The organism is Methanobacterium formicicum (assembly GCF_029848115.1).
In the GTDB taxonomy this organism is placed as follows: domain Archaea; phylum Methanobacteriota; class Methanobacteria; order Methanobacteriales; family Methanobacteriaceae; genus Methanobacterium; species Methanobacterium formicicum.
Window position 1 is genome coordinate 22,835 of sequence record NZ_JARVXG010000037.1, and the last position, 14,413, is coordinate 37,247.

General features: G+C 34.9%; 13 protein-coding genes and 1 pseudogene. 5 read left to right on the plus strand and 9 right to left on the minus strand.

From position 1 onward, the window contains the following. The first annotated feature begins 6 nt into the window (after window positions 1-6). The 4 genes from QC759_RS03545 (at window position 7) to QC759_RS03560 (ending at window position 7,623) form a co-directional block, all read left to right on the plus strand. The gene (locus tag QC759_RS03545; RefSeq protein WP_048073243.1) at window positions 7-1,890 is read left to right on the plus strand and encodes a tetratricopeptide repeat protein; all 1,884 of its coding nucleotides are present in this window, start codon (window positions 7-9) and stop codon (window positions 1,888-1,890) included. Then, the gene (locus tag QC759_RS03550) at window positions 1,891-4,413 is read left to right on the plus strand and encodes a DEAD/DEAH box helicase family protein (protein WP_048073242.1); all 2,523 of its coding nucleotides are present in this window, start codon (window positions 1,891-1,893) and stop codon (window positions 4,411-4,413) included. 16 nt (window positions 4,414-4,429) lie between these two features. Beyond that, entirely contained in the window at window positions 4,430-5,590 is a 1,161-nt protein-coding gene (locus tag QC759_RS03555) for a HEAT repeat domain-containing protein (RefSeq protein ID WP_052659995.1), read from the plus strand. Window positions 5,591-6,564: 974 nt separating this feature from the next. Next, a complete protein-coding gene (locus QC759_RS03560; protein WP_052659994.1) occupies window positions 6,565-7,623 on the plus strand; it encodes a hypothetical protein in 1,059 nt (352 codons plus the stop codon). 9 nt (window positions 7,624-7,632) lie between these two features. Here the strand turns inward: QC759_RS03560 and QC759_RS03565 are convergent, their stop codons facing one another. From QC759_RS03565 to QC759_RS03600, 9 genes and pseudogenes are all read right to left on the minus strand, one after another. After that, window positions 7,633-8,415, minus strand: a complete 783-nt coding sequence (locus tag QC759_RS03565) for a class I SAM-dependent methyltransferase (protein WP_048073241.1) — start codon at window positions 8,413-8,415, stop codon at window positions 7,633-7,635. A gap of 144 nt (window positions 8,416-8,559) precedes the next feature. Further along, window positions 8,560-9,006: a GNAT family N-acetyltransferase gene (locus QC759_RS03570; RefSeq protein ID WP_341776972.1), complete on the minus strand. Its 447-nt coding sequence runs from the start codon at window positions 9,004-9,006 to the stop codon at window positions 8,560-8,562. A gap of 354 nt (window positions 9,007-9,360) precedes the next feature. Further along, entirely contained in the window at window positions 9,361-10,464 is a 1,104-nt protein-coding gene (locus QC759_RS03575; protein WP_082055717.1) for a zinc-ribbon domain-containing protein, read from the minus strand. Between the two features lie 71 nt (window positions 10,465-10,535). Beyond that, the gene (locus QC759_RS03580) at window positions 10,536-11,006 is read right to left on the minus strand and encodes a hypothetical protein (RefSeq protein ID WP_243687676.1); all 471 of its coding nucleotides are present in this window, start codon (window positions 11,004-11,006) and stop codon (window positions 10,536-10,538) included. 57 nt (window positions 11,007-11,063) lie between these two features. Continuing rightward, window positions 11,064-11,144, minus strand: a pseudogene (locus QC759_RS12250) (zinc-ribbon domain-containing protein); the annotation flags it as partial. Further along, a complete protein-coding gene (locus tag QC759_RS03585; RefSeq protein ID WP_052659992.1) occupies window positions 11,144-11,731 on the minus strand; it encodes a zinc-ribbon domain-containing protein in 588 nt (195 codons plus the stop codon). The pseudogene QC759_RS12250 and the gene QC759_RS03585, both read right to left, overlap by 1 nt. A gap of 15 nt (window positions 11,732-11,746) precedes the next feature. Continuing rightward, complete coding sequence (locus QC759_RS03590) at window positions 11,747-12,514, minus strand: zinc ribbon domain-containing protein (RefSeq protein WP_048073239.1); 768 nt, start codon at window positions 12,512-12,514, stop codon at window positions 11,747-11,749. A 43-nt stretch (window positions 12,515-12,557) separates the two neighbouring features. Then, window positions 12,558-12,872 carry a hypothetical protein gene (locus tag QC759_RS03595; RefSeq protein WP_048073238.1) on the minus strand — a complete coding sequence of 105 codons (315 nt, stop codon included), beginning with the start codon at window positions 12,870-12,872 and terminating at the stop codon, window positions 12,558-12,560. After that, entirely contained in the window at window positions 12,873-13,232 is a 360-nt protein-coding gene (locus QC759_RS03600) for a DUF2085 domain-containing protein (RefSeq protein WP_048073928.1), read from the minus strand. A 351-nt stretch (window positions 13,233-13,583) separates the two neighbouring features. Between QC759_RS03600 and QC759_RS03605 the strand changes: the two genes are divergently transcribed. Next, on the plus strand, window positions 13,584-14,402 hold the full coding sequence (locus tag QC759_RS03605) for a zinc ribbon domain-containing protein (protein ID WP_052659991.1): 819 nt from the start codon (window positions 13,584-13,586) through the stop codon (window positions 14,400-14,402). Window positions 14,403-14,413 lie beyond the last annotated feature (11 nt).

Sequence of the window (14,413 nt, forward strand, 5' to 3'; positions counted from 1 at the left end):
ATATAGTTGAAAAAATGGCTTTTCGTTTCCAGTAATGTTTTGCAATGGGTAGCATTGGACGAAGATGAAACAAAAGAGTTTTATAATAATAAGTTCCGAGGTGCTGAAGAAGGGGACTTGATACTTGTTTACAAAACCAGCCCTCATAGAAAAATTACCCATATTTTCCATTTGCACAAGGGTGAGTATCAGGATAGTTTCAATCTTCATCCAGATGATCGTATTAAACTTTCACGCCCTATTCCTTATCCACTATTAAATGAGATCTATGGTTTTAGAAACTGGATGAAACGTCCGAGAAAGGGGCTATATGAAATCCCGGATAATGTTTGGAAATCAATTTTAAGACTAATTTTAAAAAATAATCCAGTTTACACACAAACAATCAATTCCTTCATTGGTGAATTAATTAGACCAGGAGAACTAGAAAAATATTATAAACAGGGAACCAAACTGGTTCAAGAAGGAGAAATTGAAAAAGCCATAAAATTGTTCGACTTAATTTTAGATTCTGAAGATGGTTGTCTACCTGCATTATATTGGAGAGGAAAGGCCTTGGAAAAATTGGGCAGACACCAAGAAGCTATCGAAACCTATGAAAAATTACTTAGTTTAGAATCTACCTGTGAAGCAGCACTTAAAAGAAAAGGTATCTGTCACCATATAAAAGGAGAACTAGAAGAATCTAACAGATGTTTAGACGAAGTGCTCCTAGAAAATCCTCAAGATGTAGATGCAAACTTAAATAAAGGTTACAACCTACAAAAAGCTAAATTATATGATGAATCAATTGTTTTTTTCGATAAGGTCCTAGAAGTTAACAATAGGAATATAAAAGCTTTACGTAGCAAAGCGAAAAGCCTCATCCAATTAGGAAAATTCGAAGAAACACTTTATAACTTCAATCGAATTCTTGAATTAGATACTAAAGATGCAGACATCTGGTATTATCGAGGATATACTTTTGTTCAATTAGGAGACAATATTAAAGCTCTTACATCCTACAATAAAGCCATTGAAATCAATCCTATGTTTTATGAAGCACATTACAATAAAGGAGTGGTCTTAATCAACTTGGGTGAAGATATCAAAGCAATGGAATCCTTTGATAGGGCGCTGAAAATTGATGAAAAATCTTCTGACTCTCTTATTGCTTATGCTAGAATATCAGATGATATGAAATTAAGCAATACTGCTTCTGATTATCTTGATAAAGCTATTAAACTACATCCTAATGATCCAAAACCATACTTTTATTTGGGTAAAATTTTTAAATCTCAAGGAAAACTTAGGGATTCCCTTAAATTTTTAGATAAAGCTTTAGAGCTGGATCCTGAATGTACTATTGCCTGGCATCTTAAGGGATCTATTTTGCTTGAAATTGGTGAATACCGCGAAGCTATGGATTGTCTTGACATATCCTTACAATACAATCCTTATGACTCTAAAAATTGGTATCAAAAAGCTCGGCTATTAAGATTAATGGAAAGGTTTCACGAAGCTCTTATTTATTATGATAAGACCCTTGAACTTAACCCTAAAATGCTTGAAGCCCTCCTTGATAAATCATTCATCCTGGGTTTAATGGGTGATTATGAAGATGCTCAACAATGTCTTGATAATACTTTAAGATTTTATAAAGGTAATCCTTATGCTTGGAATATTAAAGGGATGATATTCAAAGCACAGAAGGATTATAAAAATGCTTTAAACTGTTTTGACAATGCTTTGATTTCAGATAATGAATTTTCTGATGCTTTGACCAATAAAGGAGTGGTAATGAAAAAATTGGGCAATTTTAAAGACGCTAAAGAATGCTTGATTACAGCTCTTGAAATTAATCCTTTAGATAGCAATGCGCGAATACATTTAGATGAAATCGGTGGGTAGATGGTAATGAATAATGAGCAAGAAGATTTCTACAGAGAATTTAACCTGATTAAAGCCCGGAAAAATCCATCAACCATTGCATTGAGAACTCATCAAACTCAAGCAATCAAAAATTTGAAGCAATGGTATGAAAAAGACTACAATACCCATAAAGGTGGAATTTTAGTCTTGCCCACTGGGGGTGGGAAAACATTTACTGCAGTTCGTTTCTTATGTGAAGGACCACTATCTGATGGTTATAAAGTTTTGTGGCTTGCTCACACTCATCATTTGCTGGAACAAGCTTTCTATAGTTTTGGACCTAGGCAAATTGATGTTAGCCGTGGTTATGAGGTTGGTTATGTCCAAGAGCCTAAAAATAAACTCAACATAAGAGTTGTTTCAGGTAATAAAAATCAGTATAATATCAACGAAATCCAACCCACAGATGATGTTTTAATTGCAACATTGCAAACTGTTAGCAGAGGATTCAAACGAAATCAACCTAATTTGGAGGCTTTTCTTGATTCTTCCCATGGAAAGTTACTTGTGGTCTTTGATGAAGCTCATCATTCTCCAGCACCTAGTTATAGAAAGTTCGTTCAATCTCTTCGGGACAAATACCAAAGTATGGGTTTATTGGGACTTACTGCCACCCCTACATATACAGATGAAAAAAAGAGAGGATGGTTAAAAGAACTTTTCCCTCAAGACATCCTTTATCAAGTTGATATTAATAATTTAATGGCTCAGAACATATTAGCCAAACCAAAATTTGAAAAACCCTATCATACTCATTTTGAACCAGAATTTGATGATGCTGAATACAAAAAATGGGTTAATTCTTTCAGAGATCTTCCTGAACATGTCATAGAACAATTAGCTAATAACAGAAGTCGAAACCAATACATTGCCAGAGTTTATGCAGAAAATAAGGATAAATTTAATAAAACAATTATCTTTGCAGACCGTTGGAACCAGTGCGTCCAGTTATGTGAATTCCTAAGAAAAGAAGGTGTTCGTGCAGGGACTATGTTCTCTCATGTTTATGTCACACCTCAAGGTAGAACATTAGGTAGCGGAGCAGCTAATGCTAAGGTTCTAGAGAAATTTAAAAACGGAGACCTAGATGTTTTAGTGAATATCCGTATGCTTACCGAAGGAACGGATGTTCCAAAAGTTAACACTGTATTCTTAACAAGGCAAACCACTAGTAGAATTCTTCTTACTCAAATGATTGGACGTGCACTGCGAGGTACTGAGTTTGATGGAACTCCTGAGGCATATATAGTTCCCTTTGTTGATGACTGGAATCATAAAATAATCTTTGCACCCTATGATAAACTAGATGATGGAGGTAAAGATGATGGTGATACAGGGGGTAATGGAACACCATTAGATCTCATATCAATTGATTTAGTTAGAAAGCTTTCAAGATTAATGTTTGAACTAAATAACATTGAGATAGGGCCTTTTCTTAAATCTGTCCCTATTGGATGGTATCGAACTAAGTTTTACAGTTTAAGTGAGGGACAAGATGATTATACTGAGGTAAATCGTTTGGCTCTAGTTTTTGATGATGAAAAAGAAGGCTATGAAAAGTTAATGAATAGATTCGATTCAGCAGATTTATCCCAATTTGAAGAAGAAGAGATAAGATTTGAAGATCATACAGACGAGATTGATAAATGGTCAGAACAGTATTTTTCCAATGCTGATTCTATAGGTGACATTGAAAACAATATTTTTTATATAGCTTGCCATATGGCCCAGAACAGTAAAGAAAAACCAAAATTTTTCCCCTTTGAAGAAAGAGATGCGCATGATATGGATGCTTTGGTTAGAAAGTACATTGAATTCAGTCAATTAGAAACAGATCCAGCTTTAAGAGATGAATACGTGCGCAATGATCGTTATTGGAACACTATTTATCCCAATTACGAACAATTTAAACAGCAGTATGATGCCTGTGTTAATCGAATTCTTAATTTAAGGAGACTAAAACTGTCACCTGCATTCACAAACCCTACAAAACCAGGACAAGGACCTTCAGATGAGCAAAAAAGTAAAGTGAAAAAAAAATATCCAATTTGTCTTTGTTGTGGGGAGGATCATAAGCAAATCCTTGAAGTAGACCACGTTAACCCACGATATATGGGTGGTAAAGATAGTATAGAAAACTTACAAACTCTTTGTATTTACTGTAACACAGCTAAAAATACTAAAGAAATAGACTTTAGGTTTACTAAAACAAATTTGGTTAAACCCTTGCCAGAAATCCCTGACTTAACTCCGCCTCATAATAATATAGAAAAAATAAAAAATTGGGAGCATTATCTCCAGAGGGAGGTAAATTTCTTCTATTGTGCTAGTGCTGTCAAATCAGTTGACGCATCCAATCCAAATGTTTGGAATATTCAGCTTAATGAAGGAAATGACCCATCATGGTTAAAAAAGCATCTTAAAAATTTATCAGATAAAATATCAAAATATCGGGAAGAATTTGGTTTAAAAGGCCCTGATGTGATTCAGATACTTGAATAATTAGGGGGGTTGTCAAATGGAATTACTGAGTAATAAATCAATTGATGAAGAACTTTCCGGACTATCAAATGGATGGAAAACTAATGATTACATAAAAATCCATAAAGAATTCTTTTTCAATGACTTCCAGGATGCATTGAATTTTACTAATAAAGTAGGATATTATGCCGAGGAAATACCCCACCATCCAGAAATTACCCTTTCCTATGGACATGTTTTGCTAACTTTATCAACTCGTGATCTTGGCGGATTAAGTGAACTAGATTTCCTGTTAGCCAAAAAAATTGATCGACTAAACTTGGACAAAGAAAGTCTCGAAATCTCTAAAACCTTGGAAATTATTAAAAAAGGAAATGATTATGAGCGCCGAAAAGCTGTTGGCAGATTAGGAAATATTGGAGATATAAGGGCTGTTTCTATTTTAATTAAATCTTTAAACGATAAGGATCCGTTTGTTAGGAGACTTTCTGCTAGTTCTTTGGGTAAAATTGGTAGTGAAAAGGCCGTATATCCTTTAGCCACTAAATTAAATCAAAATGATATTGATCTGAGTTATGCGGCGAGAGATGCCTTGATTAATATTGGTAAACCTTCTGTTGATGAACTTCTCAGAAGAATAAAAAACAAAAATGCCATTACACGTAGAAGAGCTACAACAGCACTTGGTGAAATAGGAGATAAAGATTCTATTTACTATTTAATTCCGTTACTTCATGATGAAGATGAAGGAGTAAGATGGAGAACTGCTAAATATGTAAGTATCTCTTGGAATAACTCCGCCATTGATCAACTTAAAAAACTAGTAAAAAGTGACAAATCACCAAAAGTTAGAGAAGAAGCAGCTGAAACTCTTAAAAAAATTAGTAATGATGTAAAAAATTTAATCCCTATTTTTGAAAAAGGTATGAATGCTATAAGTGTAGAAATTACAAGTAAAGTCATGAAAAACGGTTCAAAACAATTCTACAACCATAATAAACCATTTTTAAATTTAATAACTTACAATCCCTACAATAATCGTGTTTATCTGTTTAGAAGTAATAAACGTATTGAAGGTGTAACTCCAATGAAAGGCAATCCAAAGTGGGGTGTTATCACCTTTCAAAATATAAATGAATTGAATACAGTCTTAGAAGCTGCTAAAGGGTCTTATATTTTATTCAAGGAATCATTATAAAATTTTAATTATAATAAAAAGGTTGAGCGTAAGTTAAAACAAAATATTGTGTGTAATAAGATTTGTTCATGGATATTAATTCATAAAAAGGGAGGAGTTTTAGTGGAGTTACTATTTACTCTAAAATTAAGCCCAACAAGGTTGTTGATAATTTTGGAGATGGGAAGTACAAGGAAGAAGGTAGGATTCTCTTAGCAGAATTTATGATTTCATTCTTTAAACATTTATTTCCCTAGTGGTGCGAACTCTGATAAAAAATATCCAGGCCAATGCTTCATCATAAATTAATGTTTTATGATAGGTTCCTAAACCTAACTGAATTTTTATCATCTTCTGGTGAGAACCTATTGATCTCATTTTGACAAAATTGATGTCGAAGCATTCCTAAATCAAGCTCGTGAATTCAAAAGTTATGATTCCTTATATAAAATTGCAAAAGCAGCTTCAATAATGTGGCCAAACCCCTCCCTGGACAGTATTGCGAGCATCAGAATTAATTAAATGGTATGAATCAGGTTCATATCAAAAAATGGTAGACAAAGACGCTTCTGATACTCTTACATGCTTTAATTGCGGAGCTGAACTTAAAGGAAAAGAAAAATTCTGTGGGGAATATGGTGCTAACACATCAAAAAGATAAATATTGAATACCTTCACCAAGGTTTTTCCACTTAACAACTAAAATTGAAACTGAGATTGCATGCAGCTCCTATTTTAGAAAATTGAATATCAAAAATCTTTTAAATATAAGTAAAAATCCGTATAAATTCTTTATTTCTTCTATAAATTTATTTATAGTCCTAATATATTGTTTTTTGAAAATTTCTCAATTTATTTCCATCTATCCAAATAGAAACACTTAATTATAATTTAATATCAATAACAATTTAAGTTTTGTTTGTTTTATGTTGATTAACTTATTAAAACTGTGAATTGGATTAATTTTTAAGTTAAACATTAATGGGGAATTATCAGTGAATGGAAAAATTTACAAAATTAAAGACAACAACGAGCTCGTGGCAATTCATGAAGAAAAACATCACAATGAAAACAACTTCCAGGAGTTGCTCTTCCTATATCCAGACCTCATCCCCGGGGACCAGATCAATAGTGAAAATCCACGCAGATGGCTACGTGTAGGTCGTGAAATTGACAATATCGACATCTTCTTATTAGATCAAGACGGTATTCCCACTATTGTAGAAGTTAAAAAAAGCAACAATAGTGAAATTCACCGTGAAGTAGTTGGCCAAATGTTGGATTATGGGTCAAAACTGGTTTTTTCTCAATCTGTGGAAACAATCATCCCCCAAATAGAAACTAACAGTCCCATAAGTGTGCAGGACTTTTTAGACAACACTATAAGTGAAGAAGAATTTTGGGATAAAGTAGATAGGAACCTAAACGAAGAAAAAATGAGACTCATAGTAGTATCTGATGAAATACCCAGAAATCTACAAAATATTATTGAGTTTTTAAATAATAAAATCGAATCAACTGAAGTTCTAGCACTGGAAATAAAACAATTCACTGATAATTCAACAGGGACAAAGACTTTAGTGCCTCGATTAATGGGTCAGACAAGAATCATAACACCTATCGAACCGGAATTAGTAGAAACAACCTTTTTTGAAAACTTGGATGATGTTGGGGTAGAGTTCTTCCAGGAATTAATCACTTTTGCCGATGCAAATAATCTAACCAAAAAATGGACCAAGAAAGGATTCTTTTTAACAGTTCCCCTTGAAAATCAGGAAGTAAAGATCTTACAATGCTATTCCCAGTTATATTCTTACGGACAAAGTGTCTTCTCCACTCACTTTAACCTAATTAATGAAGTTAAAGATGGAAATAAAATCTTCAAGAAATCTTTAGAGGATATAATGGAATTAGAAGATTTTTATAGTGTAGGCAATGATTTTGGATTTAAAGTCGTAAAGAATTTAGATGAATATCAGTGGAAAGAGTTTAAAAGAATTTTACTTGAAATAAAAGAAGCAATTGAAGAAAATGGGTTGATTGGAAAAAGTTAGAGGCAGTCATTATTCGATTCTTTTCCCGATATAAAACACATACCCATAATATGCTTTGTATTTACGATATAAATCCGCTTCATATCGCTGATAGGCTATGAATTCTTCTGCGGATTTATTGCCCTGGTAATTTTCTTTTTCCAGTAAAGATTCCTGCATTTGGGGGTGCTGAACTTCATAATAATATGTCCAACAAGCTTCGGGGACAACAAAAGTAGCAATGGGAAGATAACCTGCTTTTTCCATTTGAGCAACCTTGTTGGATATGGTGTCTATTTCAGGATAGGCTTCCTGCCAGAAGTCCTGAATTTCGTTGGGTCTCTCATCGGTAAACCAGGTATTTTCGGTAACTGCGATATATCCTCCTTTTTTAAGATATTTTCGCCATTCGCGTAATCCACGTTCAAATCCAATGTTATAAATTGCACCTTCCGACCAGATCAGGTCCAATTCTTCTTCTTGAAACGGAAGATCTTCCATATTGCCAACGACACCTTTCACTCTCTCTTGAAGATTTTGTTTTTGGATGTTTTGGTTAAATTGTTTGATAAACTCCGGAAATAAGTCAACACCGATAATTTCGCTGGCTGTGTTTTGCGCCAACACCATTGTTTGGCCGCCGGTTCCGCAACCAATATCGGCAATTTTGGATTTTGTGGTAAGACCATCTATAAAACTCAAAGCTTTGAGGGTTATTTCCGGACTTCCTGGTCCTTGTCGTTCTGTATTTGAAAAATAATCGTAAATAATATTCAGGTCAAATTCGTGAATTGTTTGGTTTTCGTTGCTCATAAACTAATCCCCTTTGATTTCAATAATTGTCAATTTTCAGTACTCATGCTTGCCTTTAACGGTCGCGTATATGAAATGAAGCAGATTATGGAAGCATATATATCCCCAGGATTAAATGCTCTGTTAATACATCTCTTGCTATTCCTATAAATCCTTTTTAAGATAAATCATATCCACCAGTTGTATGTCGCCCTCGAACATGGGATGGTCGTAATTGTCGGTAAAAAAATTCTTTACCCGGTGTGACTTTTCAAATCCACAACTTTCATAAAACGACAAGATGGCCGGTGTTTCGCCGGTCCCCACCAGCATTGTTTGGTATTCGTTTTTGTAGAAATTGAAAATGAAATTTATCAATGCTCTACCGTACCCTTGGCCTTGATATTTCTCGTAGGTTGCTATGTTTTTCAACTCGCAGATTTCGTTATTTACAGGTACTACAACGCAAACACTTTTCAAATCATCGTCATATAAAGCAAACAAGTCTCCACCCGGCAAATACCTGTCAATCATATCTTCCTGCTCGTCGGCCAACAACAATAAGTCCAGGAACTGTTTCTTATTTTCAATAATTTTTTCTATTTTTATCATGTCTCTTTTGTTTCCTAATTTGTCAAGTTTTCCGTCATATCCCCCCCATTACTGCTAAAGGTGGCGTTATGGCGAGTAGGATTAATAAGGTGAGTTAGTTCCAAGTTACACAAAAGATGAAGCGGGCAACAAACCTTGAATTGATTACTGTCCCTGCAATTTTTTATACTGTATGTAATAACAATTATTTATTAGCAAATTATTATTAAATTCCCCGGTACATGTATAGGTGCATCTATCTGGTAATGGAATCGAATCCCTCGACTAATGAAATGTATTTTAAGTATAATATTACCAGTATTTCAGCCTACTATGACCAAGATTAAGATAGGATTATTAAAAAAGCATTAATAATTAAATCTGCCTGATTTTCCCCTCAATAGCCGCCTTCATTATAAGCCCAGTGAAGGGCACAGTGTGCGATCTTCCGTTGATAGTGAAGTTGAGAGTATGATGATCTATCCCGGTAAAGTACTCAGTTTTTTGTTTATTTTCCCTCTGGGATGCAATACCATCTTTATAGGCGGTTATGGATATTATCTTCCCTAAATCTATGTTGGTGGTCCTCTTGGATCCAATGAATATTAATCTTTTATTGGTTAAAACCAGGGTTCCCTGGTCAATATTTCGAAGTTCTTCATGGGATTCGCTTCTGGCGGCCACACTACCCATACGGAAGGAAACACCCTTAGCCACCCGGATGGTAGGCCCAGCATAACCTCCCCGTGTTTGCCTGACTGCCCGGGGCTCCATGAGGGTGATACCACTGAAAACTACACAGGCCTCTTCATTCTTCTTCAAAATAACAGGTGGATTTGATACCGGAGTCAAATTAAGAGTTCCCTGATTCAATGCATTGACGAAGTTTACCAAGTCATCCTGGGATGTTTTTTCTTCTAAGAGGCACTGTTCCTCATTGGATATTCCCCCGTGTGCTATTCTAGTCCATTCCTCTTCACTCAGGGTTTTTCTACCATATTTTTTCCAGAAATCAGAAGTAATATCGTATATGGCCTTAAACTTAAACTTTTTAGAATGCTCTTCAAACACTGCCCCACAGTAATCACATTCTAAAATATTCTTGGAGGAGAGGATTCCCTTGTAAGTTTTGGGAGTTAAGGAGCTCATGTTACAAGCAGGGCAAAGTTCACGCCAGGTTTCAGAACCCTTGGGAGGAATGTACTCAACTTTAGGAGTTTTAATTGGAGTTTCATCAGGAGTTTTTGGTGCAGTATGTTCTTCCTCAGTTGGCTCCTCTGAAGGTGCTTCTGAATATTCAACATCCGGATCTCCTCCTGATTTCATTCGCGCCCCACACTCTAAACAGAACTTGGCATGAGGTGGGTTCAAATTACCACAAGATGAACAGATTTCTCCCTTCTCTTCCAAGACATAACCGCATTCCATGCAAAATCGAGCTTCTTCTGGATTTTCAGTATTACAATGTGGACATTTCATCTAAGACAACCTTCTATACCCTATTAATCCATTAATTATAGCAACTAAATAATTGCTAAATTGTATTTATTTCAGTGAATTGGTCCTTTCATTAGATATTGATTCCTGAAATAACCCCAATAAAAATCTTCGATTGTTGAATAACCTTGTTGAGATGTAGTAGATGCCCAGTTACTACGTCCAGACGCTTTAGGATCAACTGTAATGAGAACTGAACCCGGTTCATTCATACTTAAAGTTCCAGTTTGTTTAAGATTATTCTGAACTTCATTGCTAAATGTGCTGTAAATAACCAAGTTATACTCTGTATTTTTGTATGTTTTCCATTCAAATTTAAAATTCCCATAAATTTCACTATTACCGGTTATACTGTTGGAATCAATAATTTCAGGACCATTATTTGAAGTATTTTGGGTGGCTGATTGAGTATTTTGATTTTCATTAGTAACATTTGTATTGTTAACAACCGGAGCTTTACTAATCATCATCATGCCCGCAATAACACTAATACCCAAGATCAACACTACCACGGCAACCATCAAAATCTTATTGGTTTTTCTCCGGCCCGAAGAACTAGGAGAATTAATGGAACTTAAATTAGTCCCACAATTCTCACAGTAGAGTGCATCGTCGTCATTTTCATAACCACATTTCTTGCAAAACACCAGATTCACCCACATTAATAGTAGTCATAAACGGTTACATTCCAGCTCTGCAAGTCTTTGGTGGTTACATGGGAATAATAGTTCCCTGGAGGTGCAGTAAATTCAATAGTTTTTTCTTTACTACTTAGATCATCATTTGGTCCCCAATTCAGATTCCCAGAGCCAATGATTCCACTGGTTCCACTCACATCCACGTTCATGAAGTTAGTATTGTAATTCAAGGTGGGTGTAGCCGACATTACCACTTTAAAGCGCTGGCCTTTTATCTGGAATGAACGGTAATCATCACTCACCCCAGAGAAACTGGTGACCTGATGCCAATCAGCTTGATAGGTAACTTTCTCCGAGGATTCATTAGCGGAGACTGGAGTGTTTGCCGGTGTTTTAGCGGGGTTCATCATCCACGCCCCGGCAAAAACTCCCAATATTGCTACCAGTGCTATGACCGCAACGATAAGTAACTTGGTAGAGGTGCTCATCCCAGTTTTTTCAACATCCCTGGGTTGTCTTCCGTAATGGGAGTACCTATCCAACCGGGATCCACATTTTTCGCAAAAGGTAGCATCCATATCATTATCATAACCACAGTTTTGACATCTCATACCTATCTACTCCTATCAGTTAGAAACACTTTTTAGGGCTTTTTTTATGAAAACTCCAAAGGAACCGCCTACAGCACCAAAGACAAAGATCAATATCATGATTACAATGCCCTTGAAAATAGTGAGGAAGAAGTCCCCTGAACCCGCACTGGAACTAGTACTACTTCCCAGTGACGAAGATGTGGCTGTTGAGGAGTAAGATGAAAATGCACTGGAAAGGGCAGCGGTGATACCCATGGCAATGAATAGGAACAGTCCAACGATAAAACCTAAAATCACTAGAGCCACTAAACTCATGAAGAAACCATTTATAGCCCCGTCTTTAAATTTATGGCCACATACAATACCAGTGGTGGTCCCTCCACATAAGGCCATGAACACCAGAACCACACCTATATAAATGGATATATCTAAACTGGCCGAGGCCACAATTGCCCCAAATAGAAGTGAACCAATAATTAAGACAATACAGGAAACAGCGAGCCCAATAAAAACTGCAAACAAATTTATTTCGTCATTAATTTGGGAAATTAAATTTTTTTCTAATTTTTTACCACACTGTTTACAGAATTTAGCATTTGATTTATTTTTATAATCACAATAGGGACAGGGAACACCAGGATTATTAATATTAGAAAGTATCTTTGTTCGATGAATTCTATCGGAACTGGTAACATATTTTAATTTTCCCCCACACTCACAGGTATCATCAAAATCTTCCGGGGATTCATTTCCTTCAAGTTGGTATTGTCCACCACATTTATCACATTCTAAATAGGCCATTAAATTACCTCCCATATTTTTGCTACAAATACATCATTTTTTTTCAGTCTTCACTGTGCACCACTGTATTTTCACCATCAGAAACTGCTACAGTTTTACCATCTTCACTAACAGCATACCCGTAACCATCTTTAGTTGTTCCATAAGTTACGCCACTACTGGGGTCATAATTGGCTGTTTGGATACTGTCCGAACTAGAACTACTACTAGAAGAACTATCATCCGATGAACTGTAACTACTGCTGGATCCGGAATTGGAACCTCCACTCAGTGCTCCCAGAGCAATTAAAATTACTATAATTCCCAAACAACATCCCGCCCCTATACAAATATTCTGATTTTTCTTATCCTCTGCCATCTAATACCTCCCTAAAAGAATTAATTTAAAACTAATAACCAGAATCAAAAGTCCAATTCCCCCAATCAAACCTGAAAAAAATCTTAAATAATTATTACTCTCTCTTAGACCAAATAATTGTGTAAAACCATCAATAGCTGTGGGTATGACCATTAAAAACCCGAGAAGGGTAAAATTAATTGAATAATGTACGAGATTAAAGTAGGAGAAAATGAAGAATGAAAACATTCCAATATACATGCCTGTACACCGAGAACAAACTGGAAAATAGTGTCTTTTTAATTTAAATGTTCTGTCGGGAAGGCGATGGCAAAAAAGCTGTGATGAAATTTTCAGATAATTAAAAAAGGTTGTTTTCATCTTTAACGGAGTTAATTCATTCAATCAGGCCCCTCCCCCTACATTGTTATCAAATATGAATAGTATAATACAATAGCAATATTAAGTTTTAATCACTCTCATAATAAACTTTGTTGTGAAAATCTGTAACAATTTTTTTTAAAGTATTATTTTCATTTTCGTAAACTTGATTAAACCCTCTAAATTTATAAATGACAAGCAAATGTTTCTTTATTTAATTTGATGTACCCCTTTTTAGTAGTAAGTAAGTAATAACAACATTACTCACCATTAAGCATATAGTTTATTAATAACAACGGATGATTACAATAACAACACTTTAGTATGATGTTAAAATTAGAGGGGGATAAAATGGGCTACCTTGTTTGCAATAAATGTGGAGGAACCTACGAACTACAGGAAGGAGAATCGCTTGATGACTTTGAAAATTGTGAATGCGGTGGAAAACTTGAATACGTTGAAGATATTGAGCCTACTGCTGATTTGGTTAAGGACAAGATAGGTTTAAAATGTCCTAAGTGCGGACATGAGAATCTCGACAATGTTAAATTCTGCGGATCATGTGGAGAAAATCTTGTCAAAGAAAATAAAAGTATTAAACCATTATTCAAAGCATTAAACTTTAATATTATCCTAATTGGATCAACCCTGACTATTCTAGCATTAATACTGTCCAAAGTATTATTTTTTGATATTGTTATAGGTTTGGAGCCGGTTACTGATTCTGAACACTCACTATATACACTGATTTATTTCATTATTATTTTTATGGGCAGTTTCATTCCGGGAACATTAAAAAAACTAGATTATAAAATAGCAGCCCTCCATGGGGGCATTATAATGATTTTTCCAGCTACATTTTTCTGGATATCAGTGTTAGGTTTCTATAACGAGCTTTTATCAAACTATGTATCCAGTTCATTAGAAGGAATCTCACTTAATTTAATCTTTGTTCTAGCTACAGCAATTCTAGTAATTGTTTATATAATAGTGGGTTCATTGGGGACTTTTATTGGAACATTCCTTAATAAAAAGCTAAACTTATCTGAAAAGAACGTTTGGATTAAATCCGAGAACTATATTAACAAAATAACCAATGAACAATGGAAATTCGGCTACCTATCCTTTTTGATTACCATCATATTGCTGTCAATAATGAGTTTTATTTAACATTTATTGAT

Excerpts from the sequence above, each read along its gene's own strand:
- QC759_RS03600 (WP_048073928.1), bottom strand. The coding sequence starts at position 13,232 with ATGAAAACAACCTTTTTTAATTATCTGAAAATTTCATCACAGCTTTTT.
- QC759_RS03550 (WP_048073242.1), top strand. The coding sequence starts at position 1,891 with ATGGTAATGAATAATGAGCAAGAAGATTTCTACAGAGAATTTAACCTG.
- QC759_RS03565 (WP_048073241.1), bottom strand. The coding sequence starts at position 8,415 with ATGAGCAACGAAAACCAAACAATTCACGAATTTGACCTGAATATTATT.
- QC759_RS03555 (WP_052659995.1), top strand. The coding sequence starts at position 4,430 with ATGGAATTACTGAGTAATAAATCAATTGATGAAGAACTTTCCGGACTA.
- QC759_RS03570 (WP_341776972.1), bottom strand. The coding sequence starts at position 9,006 with ATGATAAAAATAGAAAAAATTATTGAAAATAAGAAACAGTTCCTGGAC.
- QC759_RS03590 (WP_048073239.1), bottom strand. The coding sequence starts at position 12,514 with ATGGCCTATTTAGAATGTGATAAATGTGGTGGACAATACCAACTTGAA.
- QC759_RS03585 (WP_052659992.1), bottom strand. The coding sequence starts at position 11,731 with ATGAGATGTCAAAACTGTGGTTATGATAATGATATGGATGCTACCTTT.
- QC759_RS03595 (WP_048073238.1), bottom strand. The coding sequence starts at position 12,872 with ATGGCAGAGGATAAGAAAAATCAGAATATTTGTATAGGGGCGGGATGT.
- QC759_RS03575 (WP_082055717.1), bottom strand. The coding sequence starts at position 10,464 with ATGAAATGTCCACATTGTAATACTGAAAATCCAGAAGAAGCTCGATTT.
- QC759_RS03605 (WP_052659991.1), top strand. The coding sequence starts at position 13,584 with ATGGGCTACCTTGTTTGCAATAAATGTGGAGGAACCTACGAACTACAG.